A 26,310-nucleotide genomic window follows, 5' to 3' on the forward strand; every position below is an offset into this window, starting at 1 on the left:
ATGCCGTCTGTCGTAGTGTGCTCAGTTCCAGGGTGCATGCACGGAGCCTACGGGCCTTGGCGTAGCCATTTCGGGGCTTCCGTCCGAGCTGGTTCGATTGGAAGAGACATGGGATGAAGCCGACCGTGCGCCTGACGCGAAGGCCTCTTGCACCGCATTTGCGGATCTACCGGCTGACGATGACCATGACGATGTCCATCCTTCATCGGCTCACGGGGATCGCTCTTTATCTAGGTACGCTCTTGCTGACCTGGTGGTTGGTTGCGGCATCGTGGAGTCCGGAGGCTTACGCCACTTTTCGGTCCTTCATCGGCTCCCCAGCCGGAGAGATCGTCCTGCTTGGATATGTCTGGGCGCTTCTTCACCACTTGTTGGGTGGCCTTCGGCACTTTGTCTGGGACATGGGGAAGGGGTTTGATGTGCCAGCGGCAAACTTCATGGCGCGCGCAACCCTCATAGGCTCGCTCTCATTTACCGCTGCGATCTGGGTGGCGGGCCACCTGATTGGGGGAGCGACATGACCAATATGCAAACGCCGATGAAACGTGTGCGCGGGTCAGGGTCGGCTGGTGCCGGTACTGGTCATTTCTGGGTTCAGCGCTTGACGGCGGTGGCCAACGTGCCACTCGTGCTTTTCCTCATTGCGTTGTTGTTGACGCGCATCGAGGCAGACTATGCAACCGCCCGAAGCTCGATAGCTAACCCGTTGGTGGCGATTCCACTTTTGCTGCTCGTTCTTTCCGGCGTCTGGCACATGTGCCTGGGCATGCAGTCGATCATCGAGGATTACGTGCATGGGCCGGGCATTAAATTTGTTATGCTCATTCTCAACATTCTCTTTTCGACAACGATCGCTGTCACGTGCCTCTATGCGGTGTTGAAGATCAGCCTCAGCCCGCAATTTATGTGAATGAGAATGTAATGGGCCCTTCAAATGCTTACACGTTTACCGACCATACCTATGACGTGATCGTCGTTGGCGCCGGTGGCGCTGGTTTGCGCGCCACGCAAGGCGCTGTCGAAGCCGGTCTAAAGACGGCATGCATCACCAAGGTATTTCCGACCCGCAGTCATACCGTCGCGGCTCAGGGCGGTATTGCAGCCAGCCTTGGCAATCTTGGCGACGATAGCTGGCAATGGCACATGTACGACACGGTCAAGGGGTCGGACTGGCTGGGCGATCAAGACGCCATAGAATACATGTGCCGCCAGGCTGTTCCGACGGTCATGGAGCTGGAACACGCCGGCATGCCGTTCTCGCGTACCGAGGACGGGAAAATCTATCAGCGTCCTTTCGGCGGCCACATGAGCAACTTTGGCGAGCGCCCCGTGCCAAGGGCTTGTGCCGCGGCAGATCGCACCGGGCACGCCCTGATTCATACGCTCCATGGGCAGGCCCTGCGTTTCGGCGCTCAGTTCTTCATCGAGTATTTCGTTCTCGATCTCATCATGGTGGATGGTGAATGCCGTGGCGTCGTCGCTTGGTCTCTAGACGACGGGTCGCTGCACAGATTCCGTGCGCAGACAGTCATCCTGGCGACTGGAGGCTACGGCAGGATCTATTATTCCTGCACATCCGCCCACACCTGCACGGGCGACGGCGGTGGCATGGTTCTGCGTGCCGGCTTGCCGCTCCAGGACATGGAGTTCATGCAGTTTCATCCGACCGGCATTTACGGGGCGGGCTGCCTGATTACGGAGGGTGCGCGTGGCGAGGGCGGCTATTTGGTCAATTCAGAAGGCGAGCGCTTCATGGAGCGGTACGCGCCATCTGCCCGGGATCTCGCCTCCCGCGATGTTGTCTCTCGAGCAATGACGGTCGAAATTCGGGAGGGGCGGGGCGTCGGGCCGAATAAAGATCATATCTATCTGCACCTTGATCATCTCGACCCCGCGATGCTGCACGAGCGCCTCCCCGGCATATCGGAGTCGGCCAAAATCTTTTCCGGGGTCGACGTGACGCGCGAGCCGATACCGGTCCTGCCGACCGCCCACTATTGCATGGGCGGCATTCCCGCAAATTACCACGGCGAAGCGATCAGCGGAGCCGACGGCAATCCGGACGCCATTGTAGCCGGTCTCATGGCCGTCGGTGAGGCGGCGTGCGTGTCCGTCCACGGCGCCAACCGGCTCGGCTGCAATTCGCTCCTCGACATTGTGGTCTTTGGGCGTGCTGCCGCACTGCGCTGCGCCGAACTCCTCGTGCCTGGCGCCGCGCAGCCGGCGCTGCCATCCAACGCAGGCGAAGCCACCCTCGACCGCTTCGACAAGTTGCGCAATGCCAAGGGTGGCACGCCGACGCCTCGCCTGAGAGCCAGGATGCAGCAAACCATGCAGAGCTATGCCACCGTGTTTCGCACGGCTGAGATCCTGCAAGAAGGCAAGGAAAAACTGAGGGAGGTGTGGGACGGCCTGTCCGACCTGCGCGTTTCAGATCGCTCAATGATCTGGAATTCCGACTTGGTCGAGACGCTTGAGCTCGAAAACCTTCTTCTCCAGGCAACAACACTTGTCGATTCCGCTCTCGCGCGCACCGAAAGCCGTGGCGCTCATGCACGCGAAGACTTCCCCGAGAGGGATGACAAAAACTGGATGACCCACACGTTGGCCAGGAGCGACGGCGAGGGCCATGTCAGCCTGAATTATCGCCCTGTCCACGCATATACCCTCACAGCGGACATCGCATACATCGAACCCAAAACCCGCGTCTACTGATGGGCAATATCTGTCGCGGTGCATGACGGGTTTTCAAAGGAAGAGACGATGGTTCAGCTCACATTGCCGAAAAACTCCACGATCACTGCGGGGCGGACTTTCAAGAACGATGACGGAGCCACCAAGGTCAAAAGATTCCGCATCTATCGCTGGAACCCTGACGATGGCCAGAACCCACGAATAGATACCTATGAAGTCGATCTTGGCAAATGCGGACCGATGGTGCTCGACGCGCTGATCAAGATTAAGGAAGAGATCGACCAGACGCTGACATTCCGACGGTCTTGCCGGGAAGGCGTCTGTGGTTCCTGCGCCATGAACATCGACGGGACCAATACGCTTGCCTGTACCAAAAGCATCGAAGTTGTGGCTGGTGATGTGAAGATCTACCCGTTGCCCCACATGGAAGTGATCAAGGATTTAGTGCCCGATCTGACGCATTTTTACGCTCAGTACGCTTCAATCAAACCTTGGCTGCAGACCGTAACGCCAAAGCCTCAGGGAGAATGGAAGCAAAGTCATCAGGACCGGGAAAAGCTTGACGGTCTCTATGAGTGCATATTGTGCGCTTGCTGCTCGACCTCCTGTCCAAGCTACTGGTGGAACGGTGATCGCTACCTCGGACCCGCGGTGCTCCTGCAGGCCTATCGATGGCTGATCGACAGCCGTGATGAAATGACGGGAGACCGTCTCGACGACCTTGAAGATCCTTTCCGCCTCTACCGCTGCCATACCATCATGAACTGCACCCAAGCCTGCCCCAAGGGTCTTAATCCGGCAAAGGCTATTGCAGCGATCAAGACCATGATGGTGGAACGGCGGATTTAGAAACTTGGCCACAGTGATGAAATCATGATCCGAATTGCGAAATATCATTCCGATTTCGGCAACATAGAAGTCTTTCGTGCCAAGGACACCGGCTCGTTCATTTACCGTCAGGGTGGTTGCTTTCAAAGCGAGTGTGACCAGGACGGCGTGAGCGTCGTGCCTTATGTCCATGCCATCTTCGGTCTTCTCGCTCAAAAGCAGGTGACCGACGTGCTCATGATCGGCGGCGGCGGCGGCAGCTTGGGCACGATGCTCGATCGAGTTGGAGCGCGGGTGACGATCGTTGACATAAATCCCCAGGCTTTTCAGATCGCCCGACGACATTTTGGGCTTCCCCGCCATGTCGACTGTTGCGTTGCCGACGGGGAGGATTTTTTACGAACCGAACGCCAACGCTATGATGCAATCGTCCTGGACGCCTATGTTGGAAAGCGGATCCCAGAGCATCTGCGGACTGAAACATTTTTTCGATTGGCGCGTAGCCGTCTAAAGAATTCTTCCGGTTGCTTGATAGGAAATATTCATGCTCGCCACGATTTGGATTCGTTGCCGGATAGCGTTGCTGCCAGGCTCAGCTCTGTTTGGAGTGACGTAAGATTGCTTGATATTCGCGGTGTGCCAGACCGCAATGCCATCGTGATGGCTGGCAATGTTCGCGAACTGGTGCTGCCGAGAATGTTGATGCCGCCCTTGGTCGGCGCGGATGAAATCGCTTGGGATCTCAATCGACTCGCGTTCAGACCTTGGCACCTGCCTCGTCGCGAGGAGCAAAGCAAAGCGGGCTTTTGACATACTGCGGTTGGCGCGAAAACACTGATGATCTATCGACACGACCGCCCATGCCACCGCGACCGAGCGCGTCTGCACCGGGTGACTTGATATCGACGGAAATGCCGTCCGAGCGGATGACCCTGCTCCAGACGATGAAAACACGCTTCTGACCGCGCGCAAGCCCCGAGCGGTATTCCCCGGTCAGGCGCGACCCTTTCGGGATGAGAATCCGCCTGCCGTCGAGCGAAAAGACATCATCACGCACGACAGCGCGCACGGCACCGGGAAGGTCGGTGTTAACAGCGGTTTCCAAATAGCCGCGAAGGATCGTTCCCTCTGGGATCAACGCATCGGTGCGTCGGAAGACCCTGGCTTTGACAATACTAGAAGAACTCGCCTCTGACTGTGCCAGGAAAGCCTTGTTGGGATCGGTGTCGGCGCCCGGGATCGGGATGGTCTGACCGTCGGGCGCGATTTCTACCTGCGCCGCCTGGGCGCCGGCATTCGTCGATCCATTTTCATCATTCGTCACCATCTGGTTCGACCGCAGGCGTTCCCACACCGCCTTTTCATGCTCGGCGGCCTCAGCCTTGCGACGAGCCTCGTCCTCAGCCGCGGCCTTACGGCGGGCTTCTTCCGCCTCGGCCTTGCGGCGAGCTTCCTCGGCCGCCATTTGCGCCTCCAGTGCGCGCCGCTGCGCATCGAGATCCGCACCCTCCTGCACGGTCTGATCGACATTATCGGCTTGCTGCGTGCCGCTCTGGTCGGCGGCCGGTGGCGGCACAACAATCTGGTCGATCGTGCCGTCGGCAGGTTGCGGCGGGTCGTTCAACGCCGGCGTGCGAAACTCCGGCGGGTTGAAGTTTTCCTCGCCATCGCTGCGAAGATCGCGCGATACCGGCTCCCGAGGCCAGTTCAGCCATATCAGCGCGCCTACCAGCACCACAGCGAGGCCGGCCAGGGCGATCCTGGTTCCCACGCCCGCACCGCGGCGCGCGACAGACGGGCTGCCGTCCAGCTGGTTATAGTCGATCTGCGTCATCACCGTCCTCCGCTGGATCCGAACAGGGTGGAACCGCGTGTCAGTTTTTTTGGACCGTAGACCTGCTCGACTGGGTCGATGGCGTTGGGTCGCGCCCGGTTGTACAGGCAGAGCGTCTTGCCATCGGCCCGCAAGGTGAATTGCCGTGCGACCTTGTCGATGACGGTGTATTTGCCCTGAGTGCGAACGTTGACCAGCGACTCATGGCGCTTGTCGTCGACCACGAAAATCGCCGGAATGTCACCCTTGAACTCCAGAAACACCTTGGTGCCGTCGTCGAATACGGTGCGCGGCTTCAAGCTGTCATCGCCTTTGTACGCATAGTCATAATTGAGATCGGCATAGTTCAGGTCCTTCAAATCCGGATCGGCGGCGCTCTCCCTGGCCTGTGAGAGCAGGCGCGCGTTGATATCCTCGTCCGGATATTTGAACCGGACCTGGAAGGATGCCCGGTCGCGGCTATTGTCAGTTGCCTGCAGCAGCAGGGAATAGACGCGCCGGTTGGTGACCACGTTGACGTTGAAGGGGGGCGCGGTTCTGATGGAATCCGAGGGGGTCTATTGCATGCCACACAAGTGAGTGCGCCGAGAGGGGAGGCGAACGAAGGACCTGATCTGGAACGCCTGCCCGACTGCTCAGAAGAGTTGAGAGTCTCCGGTCAAATTTAATCAAAAAGGACGGGCGCAGCCTTAAGTAGCGCATGTCTGTCAAATCAACACGTCGAGTAGGCGTTACTGTTAGGAGGTGGGGCTATTGTCCCTTGATGAGGATCACTAAAGCTCTACTTGAGCCGTTTCGTTACTTTTTTAGAGCGTGAAAAATAGTTGCCATTACTGATAAAAGTCGCATAATCTATCTTATGGAACTTGCTAAGCGATAGGCCTCGACCGTAGGCTCGATCAGTCCGGGTTCTGGTGCAGGCGGAGCCGCGGCCAGATCGTCGGGCAGATTTTCACATTGCGCCACGTGAACACGATGAAGCGCTTCAGGAACGGTATGGCCTGTGCCGCCTCGCCGGTTTCCCGCGCGCGATTCTTCGCGTCGTCAGGGATGAAGCGGTCAGCATAGACGACGGTGGTGCCGTGTTCGCCCTTGCGGACATGGCCGCCCAGCAATAGCGCCTGGCGGAAAGTCAGCCAGCCCTGGATGGGAAAGCCATGCTCGACGACCGCACCCCACAGGATCAGCACGTTGATCCCGGAATAGGCGCGGCCTGTCGCGGCATTGGCCGGCATAGCAAGGGGCGCTTGCGCCGCCGCCGTGCCCCAGGGCTGCACCCAGGGAAAGCGCCCTGCTTCCAGTTCGGCGATGATCTTGCTGGTGATATCGTCATAGAGGCTTGACCGGTCAGCGCCGGCGCGAGCGTAATGTCTGGACATCGCGGTTCTCCGCGACGGGCGCCGGAGGCCTCTCCTCCAGCTCTCAACCCGTCACGGCAAACTGGTCCGTACTCTCACTATAGACGGCGTTGCGGGGGCCTCCCGCAGAAGAGGGACGCTCTCGAATTTTGGGCAAAGGCGGTCCGCGCCAAATGCTTATTCCTACCGGACTGCGTGGCGGATGCGCTCGGTAAGCGTTTGTTCGACGTCGAAATAGCCTTCCCAGGCTTCCGGCAGCTGAGCCCGCGCGGCGGCGGCGAAAACATCGAAACCGTTGGCGCTTTCGCAGGAGGGCAACTCCTCCCAGCTGACGGGCACCGCACACCCCGCCCCCTCGCGTGCCCGAGTGGACCAGGGACAGATTGCAGTGGATCCCTGGCCGTTGCGTAGGTAATCGAGAAACATCCGGCCCTTGCGCTTGGCCTTGCTCATGTTGGCGACGAAGCGCGACGGATCTGTACGGGCCAGCAGTTCGGCGAAGTCTTGGCAGAAGCTCTTGACCTCGTCCCAGTCTGCCTCCGGGACGAGCGGCACGACCACATGAACGCCCTTGCCGCCGGACAGCAACGGCCACGACTGCAGTCCAAGCGCTTCCAGGATGCCCCGAACGTCGAGGGCTGCCTGCTTGACGGCAGTGAAGCCCAAGCCCTCGTCGGGGTCGATGTCGAAGATCATGCGGTGTGGCAGATCCGGCTGCTGGCGCAGGCTTCCCCAGATGTGGAATTCGAGCACGTTCATCTGGACGCCTGCGATCAGCCCAGCCAGGTCATCGATCCACAAGATCCGGCTTTCCTTCCCAGACATCTTCTCCAACTGGCCGTCATGGATGGCCTTGGGCATGCCTGGCAGTCTGTGTTTCTGAAAAAAGGTCTGTTGCAGGTCGCCGTCGGTATCGCGCACCAGCGACAGCGGCCGATCCTGTATGTGCGGCAGCATCTTCTCGGCGACCACGGCGTAGTAGGCGGCAAGCGTGGCCTTGGTCACCTTGGTCCCGGGATACATGACCTTGTCCGGATGCGTCAGCTTGACGCCGACAGCAACGGCGATCTCCTTGCCGATTCCCGGATCGAGATTGGGGGAGCCAAGAGTTGCCGGCGCCTTCGGCATTTCCATCACTACCTGGTCGGCTCGCTTATCTTCGCGCATGCCCTCAAAGCTTGGATGTCGCAAGCTGCCGTCCGGTGTCACTTCGGCATAGGTGACTTCGGCGACAAGCTCGGGCTTCACCCACCGGGCACGGCGGGCAATGTCTCTCGGAACGGAGGCGAAAGCCGGTTTCTCAAGATGGCGTTTCTCGAGCTTCGCGAGGATGTCCTTGCGCATAGCTGCGGTGAACCCAGTGCCGACGCGGCCGCGATAGATGAGCTTGCCATTGTCGTAAGTGCCGAGGATCAGCGAGGCCATGCCATGTCCTGTGTCACTTGGGCGATAACCGCCGACAACGAATTCCTGTCGCTTCGTGCACTTGATCTTGAGCCAACTTCTGTTGCGGTCGCCGACGTAGGAGCTGTCGGCGCGCTTGGCGATAACGCCTTCGTGGCCGCCCGCGCACATGGCGTCGAACACCCTTTTGCCCTGGTCGAGGATGTGGCTGGAGAATTGCAGGCTGTCTTCAGGGCGGCGCGACCCTAGCAGGGACTCAAGTCGCTCCTTGCGCTCAAGGAGCGGCTGGTTCGACAGATCTTCGCCATCGAATTCAAGCAGATCAAAGGCATAGAATTTGAGCGGCATACCCGCGGCAATGCCGGTTTTCAGCATGGAGAAGTTCGTGCGGCCCTGGCTGTCGATGGCGACGATCTCACCGTCGATCAGCACCGCGCCCTTGGTCAGTCTCCGAAGCGGCGGCAGGATGACCTTGAACTGTCGGGTCCAGTCGTGGCCATTGCGGGTATAGACGACGACGTTCGAGCCGGAGATGGCGACTTGGGCACGATAGCCGTCGAACTTCATCTCGAAGAGCCAATCCCCGCCGACCGGTATGTGGTCTGTCAATGTGCAGAGCTGGAAGGACCGAAATCCCGGCAGCGGATATCTAGGGATAGATTCCGAGTCTCGGTGCCGTGTGCGCCTTTTGCTTATGCCGAGGGTGCCATCTACAGCCGACATGCGGAACTCGGATACATAGTCCGATTCAATACCCTGCCTGGGATTCGGTTCCATGTCCAAGCATCTCCGCGCCGGCGACCGTCGGCGCTCTAAGGAAGAACGGCGTATACGCCGCAGTCCTGCGCGCGTCCGCACCGCGGATCATTGTCGCACGTAGGACGGAGGAAATTCGCCCCCGCCGCGGGCGGTGAACGGGCCAGCCGTAGGAGCGTCAGCATAGCGCCGGCCGCAGGACGGGATGCGGGACCGACTGTCCCCGCCCGCGGTGGTCCGCATGTTTTGCGTCGAAGCCGACCGGCGGAGACCGCTCGCATTCCCGGTTCTCGACAGTCCGGCCGCTGATCGGCGACGATGCGATAGGATTGTCCAACCAGTGCCGAGTGGGCCTGGACGAATTCGATGAGGTCTTGCATCCGTTCGCCCCTCAATTGCGTGGCAGCTTGTGAATTTCCAGCCTGACAGGCCCTCCCCTGTCACAACTCGTGCAGAAGAGCGCTCGCTCGACCGAACTGAACAGAGCGCCTTTTCCATAGCGTTCGATGAGCCCGGCAGGCTTTACCGTCGCATGGTGCGAACAGGATCTGCACCAGGCCCGCAACACATGCCATTCGCGAAGATCGCCGAGCGCCACGTCGAGGCCCGCATGAACGCTACCATCAATGATGGCCTGCGGTGGGATCTTGACCTCGCCTGGTGTCAGGATTTTCTCCATCACATGCCGACTGTTGTAGTGGATCAGCAACATGCCTGGCCGGCGCCGGATGGCAGCTTGCCAGGCTGCCTGACTCACCGTTGAATCGGGGGAACGCGAAATGGTTTCGGATAGGGCCTGCTCCTCTCGATCCCATACCTCGATCCGAAAATTGTCTTCCGCTGTTTTTGCCATAGCTTCGCCGGCCAGCGCGATTGACGCCGAGCCATGGTCCTTTTCTGCTTCAGATCACGCTGAAATAAGGAACATATTCCTCCCCCGTCAAGGGGCATGCTTGACTCTTTGTTCTCTTTTTGTTCACTATTGGCGGAAATGGCCATAGGAGGCAGAGGCGGCATTGCTCTATGTCAGTCGCAACTGCTTGCTGCCGACTGCACTGGTAGCTTCGGTGGTTAAGAGGATTCCGATTGGATCAGGCTTTCTAGCAGATCAAGCAGCCGGTCCTGCTGCTGGGCACCGTAGCGTTGCTCGATCGCCTCATAGATCGCGGCACGCTCAGGCGACAGGTCCTCGATCAGTGCCAGCCCGGCCGGACTGATGGCGATCAGTGCCCGACGCCCATCATCCTTTACCCTGTTGCGGGTGATGAACTGCCGCTCCTCCATCGCCTTGATGATGCGGGTCAAGCTAGGCGGCAAGATCGAGGCTCGATTGGCGAGTTCGGTTGCTTCGAGCGGCCCGGTTTCGGCAAGCACCCGCAGCACGCGCCATTGCTGCTCGGTGATGTCGTGTCGGGCAAGCATCGGTCGAAAGTGCGCCATGATCACTTCACGGGCACGAAGCAGGGCCATTGGCAGGGAGCGTTTGGTTTCCGTTATTCGCAAGGAAGACTCCACGAAGGCGCGCATGAGCCCATTGGCAATCACCCGCGAACTCACAGCCAAGTTAGGATGTCGAGCGCACGGGAAAGGATGTTGACCCAACTGCAAAGCAATTGACAATACATCAACAAAATGTAATACGCACGTTAATTAAAGACAGCGTATATGTCCGACTGGAGCGACAGCTTGCCGCACATGGTGATCGACTATTCGGCGAATCTCGACGCCAGGGTCGACATGACGGAGCTCTGCGCTTTGGTCTCGCGGACAATCCTCGAAACCGGTCTGTTCGAGCCGGGCGCGGTCAGGGTGCGCGCCTTTCGCGCTGATGCTTATGCCATCGCCGACCGTCTGCCCGAGAACGGTTTCATCGACCTGAACTTCCGCATCGGCAAGGGCCGCACTGACGAAGAGAAGAAACGCACCGGCGAAGCGATCTTCGCGGCAGTGTCCGAGCATCTCGCTTCATTGTTCACGACGCCGCATTTCGCGCTGTCGCTGGAGATCCGCGAGATCGACGCCGAACTGAGCTGGAAGAAGAATGCCATCCACCCGCGCCTGCGAGGCAAGTGACAGGGCGTGGCAAGTGACAGGAAAGACCTCATGGCTCTAGACGACAATCTGAAGAAGGCCGAGGCCTATCTCGACCGCTTCAAAAAGGGCGGCGTGCTCAACCAGATCGGCGGCGAGGCGGTACCCGCTGCCGACGGCTCGATCTATGAGACGATCTCGCCGATCGACCTGAAGCCGATCGCCACCGTTGCGCGCGGCAAGGCAGCCGATATCGACCGCGCCGCCAAGGCGGCGAAGGCGGCCTTTCGCGACTGGGCGGCGCTTGCCGGCGACGCCCGCAAGAAACTCCTGCACAAGATTGCCGACGCCATCGTCGCACGCGCCGAGGAGATCGCCTTTGTCGAGTGCATGGACACCGGCCAGTCGCTGAAGTTCATGGCCAAGGCAGCGTTGCGTGGTGCCGAGAACTTCCGCTTCTACGCAGATCGCGCGCCCGAAGCGCGCGATGGCCGCACGATCCGCGCGCCGAACCAGGTCAACATGACCACGCGCGTGCCGATCGGCCCGGTCGGCGTCATCACGCCATGGAATACGCCCTTCATGCTTTCGACGTGGAAGATCGCGCCGGCACTCGCCGCTGGCTGCACCATCGTCCACAAGCCGGCGGAACTGTCACCACTGACGGCGCGGCTGCTGGTCGAGATCGCCGAGCAAGCCGGCCTGCCCAAGGGCGTCTGGAACCTCGTCAACGGTTTTGGCGAGGATGCCGGCAAGGCGCTGACCGAACACCCTGACATCAAGGCGATCGGCTTCGTCGGCGAAAGCCGCACCGGCTCGATGATCATGAAGCAAGGCGCCGATACGCTGAAGCGCGTGCATTTCGAGCTTGGCGGCAAGAACCCGGTCATCGTCTTTGCCGACGCCGATCTGGAGCGCGCCGCCGACGCCGCCGTCTTCATGATCTACTCGCTGAACGGCGAGCGCTGCACCTCGTCTTCGCGCCTGCTGGTCGAGGAAAGCGTCTATGACAAGTTCACCGCGCTGGTGGCGGAGAAGGCAAGGCGCATCAAGATAGGCCATCCGCTCGACCCGGAAACCGTGGTCGGTCCGCTGATCCATCCGGTGCATGAGGAAAAGGTGTTGTCCTATATCGAGATCGGCAAGTCGGAAGGCGCCATCGTCGCTGCCGGCGGCGGCAAGTTCGATGGTCCTGGCGGCGGCTGCTATGTCAGCCCGACGCTGTTCACCGGCGCCAACAACCGCATGCGTATCGCCCAGGAAGAGATTTTTGGACCGGTGCTGACCGCCATCCCGTTCAAGGACGAGGCCGAGGCGCTGGCGCTGGCCAACGACACGCAGTACGGCCTGACCGGCTATCTCTGGACCTCGGACGTCACCCGCGCCTTCCGCTTCACCGACGCGCTCGACGCCGGCATGATCTGGGTCAACTCAGAAAATGTGCGCCATCTGCCGACGCCGTTCGGCGGCGTCAAGAGTTCGGGCATCGGTCGCGACGGCGGTGACTGGTCGTTCGATTTCTACATGGAAACCAAGAACATCGCGTTCGCGACCGCGCCACACTCGATCCAGAAGCTCGGCGGCTGACCGGAGACATCAAGATGCCCTTGCCCACACCCAACCTCTACCCGGCCTTCAACATCGTGCGGCTGAGCCATGTCGAACTGGCAGTGACCGACCTCGCAAAATCACGCGCCTTCTATGTCGACACGCTCGGCCTGCAGGTGACCGACGAGAGCAAGGACGCGATCTATCTGCGCGCGCTGGAAGAGCGCGGCCACCATTGCATCGTGCTGCGGAAGGCTGCCAAGCCGGAAGCCCGCGACCTCGGCTTCAAGCTGTTCTCCGACGAGGATCTCGACAAGGCCGAGCACTTCTTGAGAGGCAAAGGCCTGCCGGTGGAATGGGTCGAGCGGCCGTACCAGTCACGGACCTTCCGCACCCGCGACCCGCACGGCATTCCGCTGGAGTTCTACTCGAAGATGGAGCGGCTGCCGCCGATTCACCAGAAATACGCGCTCTACAAGGGCGTCAAGCCGTTGCGCATCGACCACTTCAACTGCTTCTCGCCCAACGTCGATGAATCGGTGGCGTTCTACAACGAGCTCGGCTTTCGTGTCACCGAGTACACCGAGGATGCCAGCAGTGGAAAACTGTGGGCGGCGTGGACGCACCGCAAGGGTGGCGTCCACGACATCGCCTTCACCAACGGTGTCGGACCGCGCCTGCACCACCTCGCCTTCTGGGTGCCGACCCCGCTCAACATCATCGATCTGCTCGACCTGATGGCGACGACCGGCTACCTCGCAAACATCGAGCGCGGTCCCGGCCGGCACGGCATTTCCAACGCCTTCTTCCTCTACATCCGCGATCCCGACAATCACCGCATCGAGATCTATTGTTCGGACTACCAGACGGTCGATCCCGATCTGGAGCCGATCAAGTGGGACCTCAAGGATCCGCAGCGGCAGACGCTGTGGGGCGCTCCGGCGCCCAAAAGCTGGTTCGAGGAAGGCAGCGTCTTTGCCGGTATCGAGCCGCGCCAGCCCGATCTCTCTGCCTCGCCGATCATCGCGCCATGACGATGGCTGGAACAGGCGTGATGGGGAAATCAGCATGACGGCACAGGCACGGCTCGCCACCTTCACCGTCGGCGGCAAGAAGCGCTACGGCGCGATCACCGGCAAGGGCGTCGTCGACCTGTCGGCGCGCCACAGCCAGTGGCCGACGCTACGCGAAGTGATAGAGGCCGGCGCCTTGCAGCATCTGGCGGAAGAGGCGGAAGCCTTTGCTGCCGACTTTTCCCTCGACGACATCGCCTACGACATTCCGGTCCCCTCCCCGGAAAAGATCATCTGCGTCGGCGTCAATTTTCCCGACCGCAACGAAGAGTACAAGGACGGCCAGGCAGCCCCCTCCAACCCGTCGCTGTTCATCCGCTTCCCGCGCTCCTTCGTCGGCCATGGCGCGCCGTTGGTACGGCCGCCAGAATCGCCGCAGCTCGATTATGAGGGTGAGATCGTCATCGTCATCGGCAAGGCCGGACGGCGGATCGCCGAGACGGAAGCGCTGAACCACATCGCGGCGCTGTCGTTGTGCAATGAAGGCACCATCCGCGACTGGGTCCGCCACGCCAAGTTCAATGTCACCCAGGGCAAGAATTTCGACCGCACCGGCGCCATTGGCCCCTGGCTGGTGCCATACACCGACGAGGCGCAGATCGCCGACATCGCGCTGACCACCCGCGTCAATGGCGAGTTGCGGCAGCAGGACCGCACCAGCCGCATGATCTTTTCGTTCCGCAAGATCATCAACTACGTCTCGACCTTCACCACGCTGGTGCCCGGCGACGTCATCGTCACCGGCACGCCGACCGGTGCCGGCGCCCGTTTCGAGCCGCCGATCTGGCTGAAGCCGGGCGATGTCATCGAGGTCGAGGCCGACGGCATTGGCCTGCTGCGCAACGGCGTCGTCGACGAAGGGACAGCGCAATGATCCCCGAGCAAGTCGAGGACGCCGCCACGCGGCTGTACGAGGCCGAACGCAACCGTCGCCAGATCAGGCTGCTCAGCCTCGATTTTCCCGATGCGACGATGGATGACGCCTACCTGGTGCAGGCAGCACTGGTGAAGCGGAAGGTCGCGTCAGGCCTGACAATCAAAGGCTGGAAGATCGGCCTGACCTCCAAGGCCATGCAATCGGCGCTCGCCATCGACATTCCCGATTCCGGCGTGCTGTTCGACGACATGTTCTTCGACGACGGCGGCATCGTTCCCGGCGACCGCTTCATCCAGCCGCGCATCGAGGCCGAGATCGCCTTCGTTATGAAGGCGCCGCTGGCAGGCCCTGACGTATCGATCGACGACGTGTTCGACGCCACCGACTACATCACGCCTGCCCTTGAAATCCTCGACACCCGCATCGAGCGCATCAACAAGGAGACCGGCAAGGTCAGGACCTTCTTCGACACCATCTCCGACAATGCCGCCAATGCCGGCATCGTCATTGGCGGCCGCGCAGCCGGGCCGCGCGAAGCCGATTTGCGCTGGATCGGTGCCATCGTCTCGCGCAATGGCGAGGTCGAGGAAACCGGCCTTGGCGCCGGCGTGCTCGATCATCCGGCCAAAGGCATCGTCTGGCTGGCCAACCGGCTGCACCAATACGGCATGCAGATCGCTGCTGGACAGGTCGTGCTGTCAGGCTCGTTCGTGCGCCCGGTCGAAGCCCGCCACGGCGACAGCATCGTCGCCGATTTCGGCCCTCATGGAACAATCCGCATCGCGTTCGCCCGCTAGAGCGGCGCTTGAAACAGACTCGCTGTGCCTCGTCACTTCAGCCTATGAGCAAGCTTCAGTCGGTCGAACTCGTCCGCACCGGCCGCATTAGCAAGGCCAAAGCCGAGATGGTGCGGACCGCCCTCACCTTAAGAAGTGGCAAACGACATATGAGACGAATGGTCGATGGTCCGCGCGTCTGGGCCGTGAGGCCGCCAATCGGCAAAAGCCAAGATCGCACTCGCCCGAAAGCTCGCGGTCATCCTTCGTCGCATCTGGGCGACCACGTCAGGCAGAATGGCTCCGAATGACGCGTATTTGCCGCCAATCGCCGCATGAACGGACGGAGATCGTTCGGAGTCCCAGCACCTGGACTTGAATATGGCCGATCGTGAACGAGCGAGAGAAATTGAAGCCCGGACAAAGTGCGGACTTCCTGGGCGCACGCCTTGCATCCGATACGCGTGTCTCTACCCGTGCTTTGATTAAATGCTGGGGAGACATTGCTGTTAGTCGAAGCGAAGAACGACGGTAGCTTGCTGACAGAGACCTCACCGAAAGGCGCGGCAGTCTTTTGGGTCCCAGCCTATCTTCACATCAACGCCAGGCCGCAGTGGCAGGTCGGATCTTGCGTTGACTGTCTTAATGATGAAGTTCTCCGAGCCCGCCGCGTGAACTTTCACCCGAATATGGTCGCCGTGATAAATCGTATCGAGCACCTTGCCATCGAATTGGTTCATCGGGTCTGGAAAGTCATGGCCCAATAGACAGCGTTCCGGGCGGACCGAAATTATCACGCCATCGCCTGGCGCGAGAGACTCATCGGCGACTGCACGCACAACGCCACCGCCTGACAAGGCAACATCGTACAGTCCGTCCTTGCCGGACTTGGCGACCTTCCCTGTCAGTGTATTGTTCTCACCAATGAACCGGGCGACGAACGCGTTGGCGGGACGTTCATAGAGGTCCTGCGGTGTCGAAAGCTGCTGGATGATGCCATCGTTGAACACGGCTATCCGGTCCGACATGGTCAGGGCTTCGGATTGGTCGTGGGTCACGTAGATCATTGTGATGCCGAGACGGTCATGCAGCGCCTTGATTTCGTATTGCATCTGCTCTCGCAAATGCTTGTCCAACGCGCCCAGCGGTTCATCCATCAGAACCACTGTCGGCTCGAAGATGAGTGCCCGCGCTAGCGCGACGCGCTGCTGCTGGCCGCCGGAAAGCTGCGAGGGGCGTCGCCCTGCGAAATTGGGCAGCTCAACCATATCGAGCGCGCGTTTGACCCGGTTGGCGATGTCGGCCTTGGCGACGCGGCGCACCTCAAGGGGAAAGGCGAGATTCTGTGCCACGGTCATGTGCGGGAACAGTGCATAGCTCTGGAACACCATGCCGATGCCGCGCTCATGCGGCGGCGTCTGGGTCACTGGCCGTCCGTCCAGCAGGATTTCTCCTGAGGTGGCATCCTGAAAGCCAGCAAGCATCATCAGGGTGGTCGTCTTGCCGGAGCCCGACGGGCCGAGCAAGGTGAGGAATTCGCCCCTGAGTACGTCGAGGTTGAGGTTTTTGACGACGAGGCCAAGGCCTCCATACGATTTCTGTACATTGATGAACCGGACCAGTGCGGTCTCGTCATGGGCTCGCGCGGGATTTGCCGACAAGTCGCTCATCATATCTGGCTCACGAATTTGCTGACGAGACAGGTCTCAAGGCCTTCGACACCGTTTTCGGCCCCGTGTCCGCTGTCCTTAATGCCCAGAAACGGCGTCTCGGGAAAGGAAATGGTAAAGCTGTTGATCCCGACCATCCCCGTTTCGAGCCCGCTGGAAAATGCCTTCGCCGCGTCTGCGGTCGCGCCGAAACCATAGCTGGCCAGACCGTAGGGAAGCCGATTGGCCTGCTTGATTCCACTTTCGATCGAGTCGATCGGATTGATCAGAGCCACGGGGCCAAACGGTTCCTCATTCATGACACGCGCATGTTCTGATACATCGCACAACACCGTCGGTGAAAAGAAGTAACCGGGGCTGTTACGCCGATGGCCGCCGGCACGCAGGTTAGCGCCGTGCTTTTCGGCATCGGCCACGAGTTCATCCAGCGCAGACCCGCGTCTCGAATGGGCAAGAGGTCCCATGGCCGTATCTTCCAGGAAGCCATCGCCGACCACAACGCCATCCGCAATGGCAGCGAAGCGTTCGACAAACTCAACATAGATCGCCTTGTGGACATAAAAGCGGGTCGGCGACACGCACACTTGGCCGGCATTGCGATATTTCGCCATCGCTGAAAGCCGCACGACGGCATCGATGTCGACATCACGGTCGACAATGACCGAACCGTGGCCGCCGAGTTCCATCGTTGTCCGCTTCATGCCTGCGGCGCAGAGCGCCATCAGATGTTTTCCGACGGGCACCGAACCGGTGAACGATACCTTGCGTATGATCGGGGAGGCGATCAGATACGATGAAATCTCGGCAGGTATACCGAACAGCATGGATATCACGCCCTTGGGAATCCCTGCATCGTCGAGCGCCTGGACGATCGACATGGCACTGGCTGGCGCTTCTTCGGGTGGTTTGAGAATGCACGAGCAACCCGCGGCCAATGCCGCGCCGAGCTTTCTGGCCGGATTAACGGCTGGAAAATTCCAGGGCGCGATCGCCAGCACCGGGCCGACTGGTTCCTTGACCACGAATTGCTGCATCCCTTCGATGCGCGAGGGTATGATCCTGCCGTAAGCCCGGCGCCCCTCCTCGGCAAACCATTCCAGAGTCTGCGCAGCGGCTTCCGCCTCGATACGGGCCTCGGCCAGAGGTTTGCCTTCTTCGAGCGTGATCAGACGCGCGATGCTCTCACCCCTTTCCCGAACGATTGCGGCCGCGCGGCGGATGATATCGGAACGGTCAAGGGGCGAACGTCTCCGCCATAGCTCGAAGCCGGTTGCCGCCGCCGCTAGAGCGGCGTCCATGTCGTCCTGAGTTGCCACGGGCAGGTTGCCAAGAACGGCCTCGGTCGCGGGATTGAAGACCGGTATTGACTCACGATCGCCTCGCTCATGCCATTCGCCGCCGATCAGCAAGCGCAGATCGGGATAGGATTGAACCGCTGAAACGGTCCTCTGAGGGTTGTTGGTCATGCTGCCTCGTGCTGTATGGCCATTCCGCAAATAAGCTGGATAAGACCGAGCGGATCAGTCGGTGCGGTATCACCCCGCCAGGCGACATGCTGGTCGGGCCGCGAGAGGACCAAGGCCTTGTCGTAGACGCCAGCAGCGTCCTCCGCCGTGACATCGAGCAACCGGACAGGAACAGCGATCGCGTCCGCTGCGGCCAAGAATGTGGTCACGTCAATCGAAGGATCAAAGCGAAGCAGCGTGTAATCGGGACCCATCGCGTCGTAGAGCGAGCGGCCATCGTCGAGCCAGACGTGAGGGGTCCGGCAGCCCGGAACCGTGGACGGTGTGAAGTCGGCCATGCCGTAGGCAGGTGGTTTTTCTCCGTCATAGGCGATGATGGGGGATTGGTCATAAAAATAGCCAAAGTTCAGCCCGCCGCAGCAATATTGCTGAACGTTGAGGTCATAGGCGAGTTTGCCAAGCGCGGCTCTTGCTCGCTGGCCCTCGGCGTCGTCATCATCGATGTTGTCAGGAACGTCGCCGCGTTGCTTCGACAACGCCAGCGCATGGTTCATCGCAAAATGCGACACCTGCTCGGTGATGGGCAGCCGCTCTTTCTCATGGGCGTCGACAATGGATGCCGGCGCCCAGCCGTTCAGGTGAGCGGCGAGCAGCCAGGCGAGGTTTGCAGCGTCGGCGATGCCGGCATTCATGCCGTACCCGGCCATCGGCACCCATAGATGGGCCGCGTCGCCGCAGATAAAGACGCGCCTGTCGCGGAACTTGTCGGCTACCAGGCGCCGACCGATCCAGTCTTCCTTGCTAAGAATTTCGTAAGCGAAATCAGGACCGACGCCGAGGATGGTTCGCAACGCCCAGTCGCGGTCGATGGCTTCAAAGTCTTCCTCGCCCGGCCTGAGATAGTTGTGAACCAGCCACTTCTCCTTGCCGTCGATCGCATAGACATTGCCGGAACGCTGCGGGTTGAGGGAGAATGTCGCCCAAGCGGGCTTCAGGTTGCTGAGCGACAGCAGCGACGGCGCTCTGATATAAGTGGACTGGACGCGCTGCACGACCGCCGTACCGGAAAGCTTGGCGCCAATCGCCTTACGCACGCCGGAACGCGAGCCATCGCAGCCAACCATATAGCGAGCGCGAATGGAGATGGTCTCGCCCGTATCGAGCAGCCGCCCCGTTGCCTGAACGCCATCGTCATCCTGGGTGAAATCATTGATCTGGACACGGTTGAGCAAGGAGAGATTCGGCATCGCCGCGGCATGGGCGAACAGCACCGGTTCGATATAGATTTGGTTGATCCGGTGCGGCGGCTCCGGCGTCGGCCACCATGTGTCAGGGCCGCCGGTCGCCGTATAGCGGTCCTTCCGGCACGGAATTTCGATGCGCGACAATTCCTTGCCGGTGAAGCTCACTCGGTAGGAAATGTCGTTGGAATAGTCGGCCGGCAAGCCGGTTTGCCGCAGCTTTCCGGCAACGCCCAAGCGGCGGAAAATCTCCATCGAACGAGCTGCTATGTGATTGCATTTGACACTCGGCGGCTCCCCCTCATGCCGCATTTCCACCAACAGCGTCTCCACCCCGCGCGACGCGAGATCCATGCCGAGGGTGAGGCCGACCGGGCCGCCGCCGACGACAAGCACCTGTGTTTCTATCGTTCGTGTCATTGCGAATGAATACCTATGGGATTGAAGTGATCAGGCGATCTTCGCCGCCAGACGCTGGCTGCGGCGCTGCAGCATCAGGATCACAGCCATTAAAGCGACCGAAATCAGGATCATCAGCGAGGCAGCCGCCGTGATCGTAAGGCGAAAGCCGTCGACACTGGCGGTGAGCATCTGGCGCGGCAGGGTGCGCTGTTCGGGTCCGGCCATGAACAGCGCGATGACGACGTCATCGAACGAAGCGGAAAATGCAAACAGTGCGCCGCTGACCACGCCCGGAAGAATGAGTGGCAAGGTGATCCTGCGGAAGATGAGCAGGGGCGGCGCGCCGAGGCTGGCACCGGCACGCAGATAATCCGGATTGAATCCAGAAAGACTGGCCGAGACCGTCACGATGACGAAGGGCACCGCGATCGCCGTATGCGCCAGAATGAGGCCGATGTAGGTGTTGTTGAGCAGGAACGGTGCCGACGCGTAGTAGACAGAAACGCCGGTGATGATGACCGGCACCATCATGGGCGAGATCAGCAGTCCGACCAGCAGGCTCTTGCCGCGGAATGTCGCTTTCCACAGGCCGAAGGCCGCTGGCACGCCCAGAGCCATGGCAAGCGCCGTCGCACACGCGCCGACCAGCAATGAGTTGAAAAGAGAGCGTATCCAGAAGGGTGAGGTGAACAGATCCTGATACCAGCGCAAGCTCAACCCATCGAGGGGGAAGCGAAAGAAGCTGCCGGAGTTGAAGGACAGCGGCAGGAAAATCAGGATCGGGGCGACAAGAAATATGCAGGCGAGCGTGGCTACGACAGGAACTCCCCATCGGCAGGCAATCTGCAGTGGCGTGGCCCGGATGCCGTGTGCCATGGTCAGACCACCCCGACTGTTTTGCCGCCAGCAATCGAGCGATAGACGCTGGACAGCAGCACGATTGCTACAAGGAGTATCAGCGAGAGAGCTGCAGCCAGCCCCCAATTGGAACTCTTCGTCACGTAAAAGGCGATGATCGGCGCGATCGTCTGGTCGTTCGGATTGCCGAGCAGCACCGGCGTAATATAGGCGCCGAGAGCCTGGATGAAGACGAGAAGGCAGCCGGACACCACGCCAGGCATAACCAGGGGCAGGTAGACGCGGCGAAACACCGTGAACGGCTTGGCACCCAGCGAGGATGCCGCCCTCAGATAGCCGTCGGGGAACGCTTTCATGACGCTGAAGATGGCAAGGACCATGAACGGCAGCAGAATGTGCGTCATTCCGACATAGACTGCCATACGGTTAAACATGAGGTCGAACGGCGCGCCACCTGCACCGAGCCCCGCAAGCACGGCGTTGACGATGCCCTCGCGTTGCAGGAGGACGGTCCAGGACAGGGTTCGCACGAGTATGGATGTCCACAGCGGCAGGAGAATAAAGATCATCAGAAATCCGGCCCGCCGTGGCGGTGAGCTGGCTATGAAATAGGCGAGCGGGAAGCCGACGATCAGGCAGATGAGTGTCACCCAGGCGGCCATGACCACCGTACGGACAAGCATGCCGGCGAAAAGCGCCTTGTCAGGCGCCACCTTGGCGATAGCGCCCTGATCGGTGCGCTTCAAGTCGAGCGCGGCAAGTAGGTTGGCGTCCGTCAGCGGACCGCCGGCGCGCTTGATTGCCGCCCACGTCGCGATCTGGCCCCACCGCGCGTCGATGGCGACGAAGTCCGGCCCCGTCAGCGTAGCGGGCTCGGCCGACACGGCGGTGACCGTCTTGAACAGAAGTGACCGGAAACCCGGCAGATCCGAATTGATGCGGACGGCTGCCTTGGCCAGTGTTTCCGGAGCGGTGGTTTTTAGGTCGTGCTGCAAGCCGGCGAATGCTGGGCTGTCCGGCAGCGAACTTCCGTCGAACTCGCCAAGAGCGGCAATCGTGCGCGGAAGTGCCTGCCGGGCCAGCGGATCCGAAACGCTCTGCCACAGCGTCGCCGCTATCGGCACGAAGAACGTGACGAGCAGGAAAAGGAACAGCGGCGCGACCAGGATAAGGGCCTGCGCGTTCCCGAGCCGCCTGAGAGGGGCCGCTATCTTTGCGAGGTTGGTAAACATGAAACCGAACATGCACACAGTATGGGCACCCTGTGGAGGCGCCCATACTGTGTCATTCTATCATTGGCCGATGAGGGTCGTCATGCGCTGGTTCAGCGCATCGTAATTGTCCAGCCAGAAGCTTGCATTGGACTGGATCGCCGTCTTGATGTTGTCAGGATTGGCCGACAACAACGGCAGCACTTCCGGCTTGACCAAGGGCAGAGCATCGGTGTTCGGAACCGAGATCCCCATCTTGGATGCCAGTTGCGCCTGTCTCTCCGCTTCGGTCGCGAAATTCAGGAAGCTATAGGCCGTATCGAGATTCTTCGCCCCCTTCGGGATCGCCCAGTAGTCGATGTGGCGGATCGAATTGTTGTTGACGACCTTGTTCTTAAGCCCTTCGCCGAGATTGGTGGCGTTGATACCGCTGTCGTAGGTGGCAATGAACACCGCCTCGCCGCTTGCCAGAAACTGCCGCGACTGTCCCGGATTGGTCCACCAGATGATGTTGGGCATCAGTTCCTTGACCTTGGCGAAGGCGCGATCTTGGCCTTCCGGCGTGGCGAGCGTCTTGTAGACGTCGGCCGGCGCAACTCCATCGGCAAGCAGCGCTGCCTCCAGCGTATCGCGTGGGTCGCGATAGAGAGATCTCTTGCCAGGCCATTTTTTGACGTTCCAGAAGTCGGCCCAATTTTGAGGTGCTTCTGAGGTCTTGGCGGGATCGTAGGCGATCGACATGTTGTAGAGGACCTCACCAAGGCCGCAATCGAGCTTGGCATCCGGGATCAGCTTGGCGGCTTCCTTGATCTTGCTATAGTCGATTTTTTCGAAGAGCCCTTCCTGGCATCCCTGGATCACCTCGACATCTTCCGCGGCAACAACGTCCCACGTGTTGTTGCCCCCTTCGATGCGGGTGCGGATGACGCCGATGCCATAGTCACGGCTGTCTTCCACCAGCTTCACGCCAGTGGCCGCGAAGGGGCTGAAATAGAGCTCCCGGACCATGTCCTGAACGAGACCGCCGAAGTTGGCGACGGTGATCTGCTTTTCTTGAGCACTGACACTTAGGGCGGTGGCTGTGACCAGAGCGGCGCCGAGACACAGTGCCTTGATGTGAGATTTGAACATTTTTTAGTCCTCCGTTTTGTTGAGTATTCCCCGGTTTTATGTTCAGGCAACCAACACGTTGAGGACGGCCTGACGTCCCTCCTGCTCTACGGCATGCAGGGCACGGCGAAGCGCTGCCGGCAGGTCTTTCGCCTGCTCGACCCGCTCGCCGTAGCCGCCGGATGCTTCGACGATCTTTTCATATTCGGGACTTGGCTCGAGATACGTGAAGACCGCATTTCTGTTCAATCTGGTTTCGCTGTCCGGGTAGACGGACAGCGTGGCGCGCCGAACTGCTGCCCACATGCTGTTGTTCATTATGATGGTCAGCGTCGGCAATTGATTTGCCCGGGAAACGAAATGGGCAGGGGTCGGGTTGCCAAACATGTAGGCGCCGTCGCCAACCAGGCTGATGACGCGTCTTTCCGGCGCGGTCAGTTTTATTCCGAGAGCCGCGCCGAGTGCCCAGCCAAGACCGCCGGAGCTTGGCGCGCCAAAATAGCCCCCACCGCCATCGAGTGCGAGAAGCTCAGTCGGGAATGCCGTCTCGGCGAGAATGGTGTCGCCTTCCCCCGACACGTCGGCCAGGCAACGTGCCACTTGAGCATAGCTTGGCAGTTCGACGTCGGCTACGGCTCGTTCTCTCAGGGTCCTGAACGCAGTCCGCTTGGTATCGAGCCAGGCAATCCTTTCCTCGACCACATCTGCCTCGGCGTGGCTTGCGGCCTGGATCAAACGCATGGCTGTGGCGACATCGCCATCGATCGCCAGGTCGGCCTGAAATCCACGCACGGGATACCGCGAGAAGTTCGGATCGAAGGCCAGGTGGATCACGCGCGTCCTGGCACCAGGACTGTGATGCAGGGGAATCCACGGCACGTCGCAGGACGCAACGATGATCAGGTCGGCTTCCTCAACCAAGGGCCCGGGTTCGAAACCAACGAAGCTTGCATTATCAATATCAAGCGGCATGAAGCGCGGGCGGTGCGCCGCCACCGCAATCGAGTGGGCTCCGGCAAAGGCCGCCAATGCTTGGCGTTCGCGCGCCTCACGACCAAGCGCGCCGGTCACGATGAGTGGACGCCTCGCTTCAGCCAGCCATTTTGCAGCAATGTTGATGGCGTTCTCGTCAGGAGCGGGCGGCGCCACCTGTGGTGAAGTCCGTGCCGGTTCAACAGACACGGGTTCGCCAAAGGTCTCGCGCGGCAAGGTGAGATAGACCGGACCACGTGGATGGGCCGTGGCAATGCTTATCGCCCGGTCGACGACAAGGTCGGTTTGATCTGCCCGACGTAGCTCATAGTCCCATTTGACGACCTCGCGAACCATGGCGCCCTGGTCGAACATCTCCTGAGCCCAGTGGATGAAAGCGTTGCGCGATGCCAGGGAACCCGTTTCGGTGATCGGGTTGCGGCCGGCACAAAGGATGAGCGGCACCTGTTCGCGAGAGGCGTTGATGAGCCCGCAGATTGCGTTAGCCGTCCCGACATTGACGTGCACCATGACCGCTTGCGGATTGCCAGTGGCAAGATAGGCGCCGTGCGCCATGGCCACCGCAAGATTTTCGTGCGGCACGGTGATCGGTCGAGGAAGGGCGGATGGCTGGGGATGCGTCGCATAGGCCTCGATGATCGCGGCAAAATCCGTTCCTGCATTGCCGAACAGGTAGTCGACTCCACGCCGCTTCAATGCTTCGAGAAAGGCCGTGGCTGCAGTCGTCGCTTTCACCGGTTGCGTGGCGACGATCATACGACGGCTCCGACAGCGCGGGCAGAACGGCGAATGAGCGTCGCCTTGATATCCGTGAACTTGTCGAAGGCGTGCAGCGAGCGATCGCGACCGAAGCCGGACTCCTTGAAGCCACCGAACGGCATTTCGATGTTCACGCCTCCGGCGGCGTTGACGAAGACGCTGCCGGCATGCAGGCGCTCGCTGGCGTGGAGTGCCTTGTCTATGTCACGTGTCCAGACAGCGGCACCAAGGCCGTAGCGTGTGCCATTGGCGATCGCGATGGCTTCATCGAGCGACGTGAAAGACATTACGGCGAGCACCGGCCCGAACACTTCCTCCTGCGCCAGCTTCGAGGCGGGTTCGACACCGACGGCAATCGTCGGTCCAATAAAGCAGCCCTCGGAAGGCCGTTGCGCCTTGCGTCCATCAAGCATCAGGCTCACGCCCTCCTGTCCCTCGGCAACAGCGATTGCCCGGGTAATGCCATCGAGCTGCCGAGCGTTGACCACCGGGCCGAGATCATTGCCTTGATGAAGCGGGGATCCGGTCTTCAGCGTTGCGGCGATTTCCGTGATGCGCTTGACGAAGTCATCGTGAATGGCGGCATCAACCAGGAGGCGGGACGGTGCATTGCAGATTTGTCCCTGGTTGCGAAAGATAGCGCGAGCGGCGGTCTGGGCGGCCTCTTCCAGATCCGGTGCGTCGGCCAGCACGATGTTGGCGGTCTTGCCGCCACATTCGAGACTGACCCGCTTGAGATTGCTTTCGCCTGCGTAGCGTAGAATCCGTCCGCCCACCCGGCCCGACCCGGTGAAAGCGATCGCGTCGACGTCGGGATGGAGTGCAAGCGCGCGACCTGCTTTGTCGCCGCGCCCGGTCACTACATTGAAAACGCCGTCCGGTACCCCTGCTTCACTGGCAAGTTCGGCGAGCCGGATGATCGCCAGCGAGGCGTCTTCGGCTGGTTTCAGGACTACGGAATTGCCACTGGCCAGCGCCGGACCCAACTTCCAGGCTGCGATCATCAACGGGAAGTTCCATGGAACGATGACGCCGACGACTCCGAGCGCGATCTTGGCGACGAGCCCGGTCTCGCGATCCGAGATCGGCAGCATCTCATCGCTGAGCTTGTCGAGCGCCTCGGCATACCAGCGGATGGTGCCGGCAGCTTCGCCGGCATCCATATGGATGGCCATCCCGACCGGCATGCCCATGTCTCTGGATTGCAGAACACCCAGTTCGAATTGATGCTGGGCGATCAGATCGGCGAACCCCAGGAGGATTTTCTTGCGTTCGCGCCGACCGAGCCCGACCCAGCGCCGGCCCGCGAAGGCCCGCCGCGCCGACTCAACCGCGACATCGATATCGGCCGCGTCGCCTTCGGGAAAATCGGTAAGTCTCAGTCCGTCGATTGGCGAAATGCTGTCCATGCGCTGGCCGCT

General features: G+C 60.6%; 23 protein-coding genes and 1 pseudogene. 10 read left to right on the forward strand and 14 right to left on the reverse strand.

The features are described from left to right. Positions 1-113 precede the first annotated feature (113 nt). The 5 genes from sdhC to AC1DYW_RS30220 are packed head-to-tail and all read left to right on the forward strand — an operon-like array spanning position 114 to position 4,332. Positions 114-521 carry a succinate dehydrogenase, cytochrome b556 subunit gene (gene sdhC / locus AC1DYW_RS30200; RefSeq protein WP_477228643.1) on the forward strand — a complete coding sequence of 136 codons (408 nt, stop codon included), beginning with the start codon at positions 114-116 and terminating at the stop codon, positions 519-521. Further along, a complete protein-coding gene (sdhD, locus tag AC1DYW_RS30205; protein WP_477228644.1) occupies positions 518-910 on the forward strand; it encodes a succinate dehydrogenase, hydrophobic membrane anchor protein in 393 nt (130 codons plus the stop codon). Before sdhC ends, sdhD begins: the two co-directional genes overlap by 4 nt. 11 nt (positions 911-921) lie before the next feature. Beyond that, a complete protein-coding gene (gene sdhA / locus AC1DYW_RS30210; protein ID WP_477228645.1) occupies positions 922-2,715 on the forward strand; it encodes a succinate dehydrogenase flavoprotein subunit in 1,794 nt (597 codons plus the stop codon). Positions 2,716-2,763: 48 nt separating this feature from the next. Beyond that, positions 2,764-3,543 carry a succinate dehydrogenase iron-sulfur subunit gene (locus AC1DYW_RS30215; RefSeq protein ID WP_477228646.1) on the forward strand — a complete coding sequence of 260 codons (780 nt, stop codon included), beginning with the start codon at positions 2,764-2,766 and terminating at the stop codon, positions 3,541-3,543. 24 nt (positions 3,544-3,567) lie between these two features. Continuing rightward, positions 3,568-4,332, forward strand: coding sequence for a spermidine synthase (locus AC1DYW_RS30220; protein ID WP_477228647.1), 765 nt, complete (start codon positions 3,568-3,570; stop codon positions 4,330-4,332). On the opposite strand, the gene AC1DYW_RS30225 is transcribed toward AC1DYW_RS30220, so the two are convergent. The 6 genes and pseudogenes from AC1DYW_RS30225 to hpaR all read right to left on the reverse strand — a co-directional run bounded on the left by AC1DYW_RS30225 (position 4,280) and on the right by hpaR (position 10,401). Continuing rightward, complete coding sequence (locus tag AC1DYW_RS30225; protein ID WP_477228648.1) at positions 4,280-5,356, reverse strand: TrbI/VirB10 family protein; 1,077 nt, start codon at positions 5,354-5,356, stop codon at positions 4,280-4,282. The genes AC1DYW_RS30220 and AC1DYW_RS30225 overlap by 53 nt on opposite strands. Then, the gene (locus tag AC1DYW_RS30230; RefSeq protein ID WP_477228649.1) at positions 5,356-5,868 is read right to left on the reverse strand and encodes a TrbG/VirB9 family P-type conjugative transfer protein; all 513 of its coding nucleotides are present in this window, start codon (positions 5,866-5,868) and stop codon (positions 5,356-5,358) included. The genes AC1DYW_RS30225 and AC1DYW_RS30230 overlap by 1 nt, the downstream gene beginning before the upstream one ends. A 346-nt stretch (positions 5,869-6,214) precedes the next feature. Further along, positions 6,215-6,735: pseudogene (locus AC1DYW_RS30235) on the reverse strand (ArdC-like ssDNA-binding domain-containing protein); the annotation flags it as partial. A 162-nt stretch (positions 6,736-6,897) separates the two neighbouring features. Next, on the reverse strand, positions 6,898-8,976 hold the full coding sequence (ligD, locus tag AC1DYW_RS30240) for a DNA ligase D (protein WP_477228650.1): 2,079 nt from the start codon (positions 8,974-8,976) through the stop codon (positions 6,898-6,900). A 289-nt stretch (positions 8,977-9,265) separates the two neighbouring features. Continuing rightward, positions 9,266-9,727 (reverse strand): hypothetical protein, encoded by a 462-nt coding sequence (locus AC1DYW_RS30245; protein WP_126070413.1) that lies wholly within the window; start codon positions 9,725-9,727, stop codon positions 9,266-9,268. A 218-nt stretch (positions 9,728-9,945) separates the two neighbouring features. Further along, positions 9,946-10,401, reverse strand: coding sequence for a homoprotocatechuate degradation operon regulator HpaR (gene hpaR, locus AC1DYW_RS30250; RefSeq protein ID WP_126070414.1), 456 nt, complete (start codon positions 10,399-10,401; stop codon positions 9,946-9,948). Between the two features lie 138 nt (positions 10,402-10,539). Between hpaR and AC1DYW_RS30255 the strand changes: the two genes are divergently transcribed. The 5 genes from AC1DYW_RS30255 to hpaH are packed head-to-tail and all read left to right on the forward strand — an operon-like array spanning position 10,540 to position 15,200. Next, a complete protein-coding gene (locus tag AC1DYW_RS30255) occupies positions 10,540-10,947 on the forward strand; it encodes a 5-carboxymethyl-2-hydroxymuconate Delta-isomerase (RefSeq protein ID WP_407067897.1) in 408 nt (135 codons plus the stop codon). Between the two features lie 30 nt (positions 10,948-10,977). Next, positions 10,978-12,492 (forward strand): 5-carboxymethyl-2-hydroxymuconate semialdehyde dehydrogenase, encoded by a 1,515-nt coding sequence (gene hpaE / locus AC1DYW_RS30260; RefSeq protein ID WP_126070415.1) that lies wholly within the window; start codon positions 10,978-10,980, stop codon positions 12,490-12,492. A gap of 14 nt (positions 12,493-12,506) precedes the next feature. Then, complete coding sequence (gene hpaD / locus AC1DYW_RS30265; protein WP_126070416.1) at positions 12,507-13,487, forward strand: 3,4-dihydroxyphenylacetate 2,3-dioxygenase; 981 nt, start codon at positions 12,507-12,509, stop codon at positions 13,485-13,487. Positions 13,488-13,521: 34 nt separating this feature from the next. Next, a complete protein-coding gene (locus tag AC1DYW_RS30270) occupies positions 13,522-14,400 on the forward strand; it encodes a fumarylacetoacetate hydrolase family protein (RefSeq protein ID WP_126070417.1) in 879 nt (292 codons plus the stop codon). After that, positions 14,397-15,200 (forward strand): 2-oxo-hept-4-ene-1,7-dioate hydratase, encoded by an 804-nt coding sequence (gene hpaH / locus AC1DYW_RS30275; RefSeq protein WP_126070418.1) that lies wholly within the window; start codon positions 14,397-14,399, stop codon positions 15,198-15,200. Before AC1DYW_RS30270 ends, hpaH begins: the two co-directional genes overlap by 4 nt. Positions 15,201-15,730: 530 nt before the next feature. On the opposite strand, the gene AC1DYW_RS30280 is transcribed toward hpaH, so the two are convergent. The 8 genes from AC1DYW_RS30280 to AC1DYW_RS30315 are packed head-to-tail and all read right to left on the reverse strand — an operon-like array spanning position 15,731 to position 26,298. Then, the gene (locus AC1DYW_RS30280; RefSeq protein ID WP_348639803.1) at positions 15,731-16,852 is read right to left on the reverse strand and encodes an ABC transporter ATP-binding protein; all 1,122 of its coding nucleotides are present in this window, start codon (positions 16,850-16,852) and stop codon (positions 15,731-15,733) included. Beyond that, on the reverse strand, positions 16,849-18,315 hold the full coding sequence (locus AC1DYW_RS30285) for an NAD-dependent succinate-semialdehyde dehydrogenase (protein WP_126070419.1): 1,467 nt from the start codon (positions 18,313-18,315) through the stop codon (positions 16,849-16,851). Before AC1DYW_RS30285 ends, AC1DYW_RS30280 begins: the two co-directional genes overlap by 4 nt. Further along, on the reverse strand, positions 18,312-19,976 hold the full coding sequence (locus AC1DYW_RS30290; protein ID WP_135867216.1) for an FAD-dependent oxidoreductase: 1,665 nt from the start codon (positions 19,974-19,976) through the stop codon (positions 18,312-18,314). The genes AC1DYW_RS30285 and AC1DYW_RS30290 overlap by 4 nt, the downstream gene beginning before the upstream one ends. Before the next feature lie 30 nt (positions 19,977-20,006). Continuing rightward, positions 20,007-20,834 carry an ABC transporter permease gene (locus tag AC1DYW_RS30295; RefSeq protein ID WP_126071185.1) on the reverse strand — a complete coding sequence of 276 codons (828 nt, stop codon included), beginning with the start codon at positions 20,832-20,834 and terminating at the stop codon, positions 20,007-20,009. A gap of 2 nt (positions 20,835-20,836) precedes the next feature. After that, a complete protein-coding gene (locus tag AC1DYW_RS30300; RefSeq protein WP_126070421.1) occupies positions 20,837-22,048 on the reverse strand; it encodes an ABC transporter permease in 1,212 nt (403 codons plus the stop codon). 60 nt (positions 22,049-22,108) lie between these two features. Next, the gene (locus AC1DYW_RS30305) at positions 22,109-23,158 is read right to left on the reverse strand and encodes an ABC transporter substrate-binding protein (RefSeq protein WP_126070422.1); all 1,050 of its coding nucleotides are present in this window, start codon (positions 23,156-23,158) and stop codon (positions 22,109-22,111) included. 42 nt (positions 23,159-23,200) lie between these two features. Next, a complete protein-coding gene (locus AC1DYW_RS30310) occupies positions 23,201-24,886 on the reverse strand; it encodes a thiamine pyrophosphate-requiring protein (protein ID WP_126070423.1) in 1,686 nt (561 codons plus the stop codon). Next, a complete protein-coding gene (locus AC1DYW_RS30315; RefSeq protein ID WP_477228651.1) occupies positions 24,883-26,298 on the reverse strand; it encodes an aldehyde dehydrogenase family protein in 1,416 nt (471 codons plus the stop codon). Before AC1DYW_RS30315 ends, AC1DYW_RS30310 begins: the two co-directional genes overlap by 4 nt. Positions 26,299-26,310 lie beyond the last annotated feature (12 nt).

The sequence above is a fragment of the Mesorhizobium sp. P2_D5 genome, assembly GCF_056404355.1.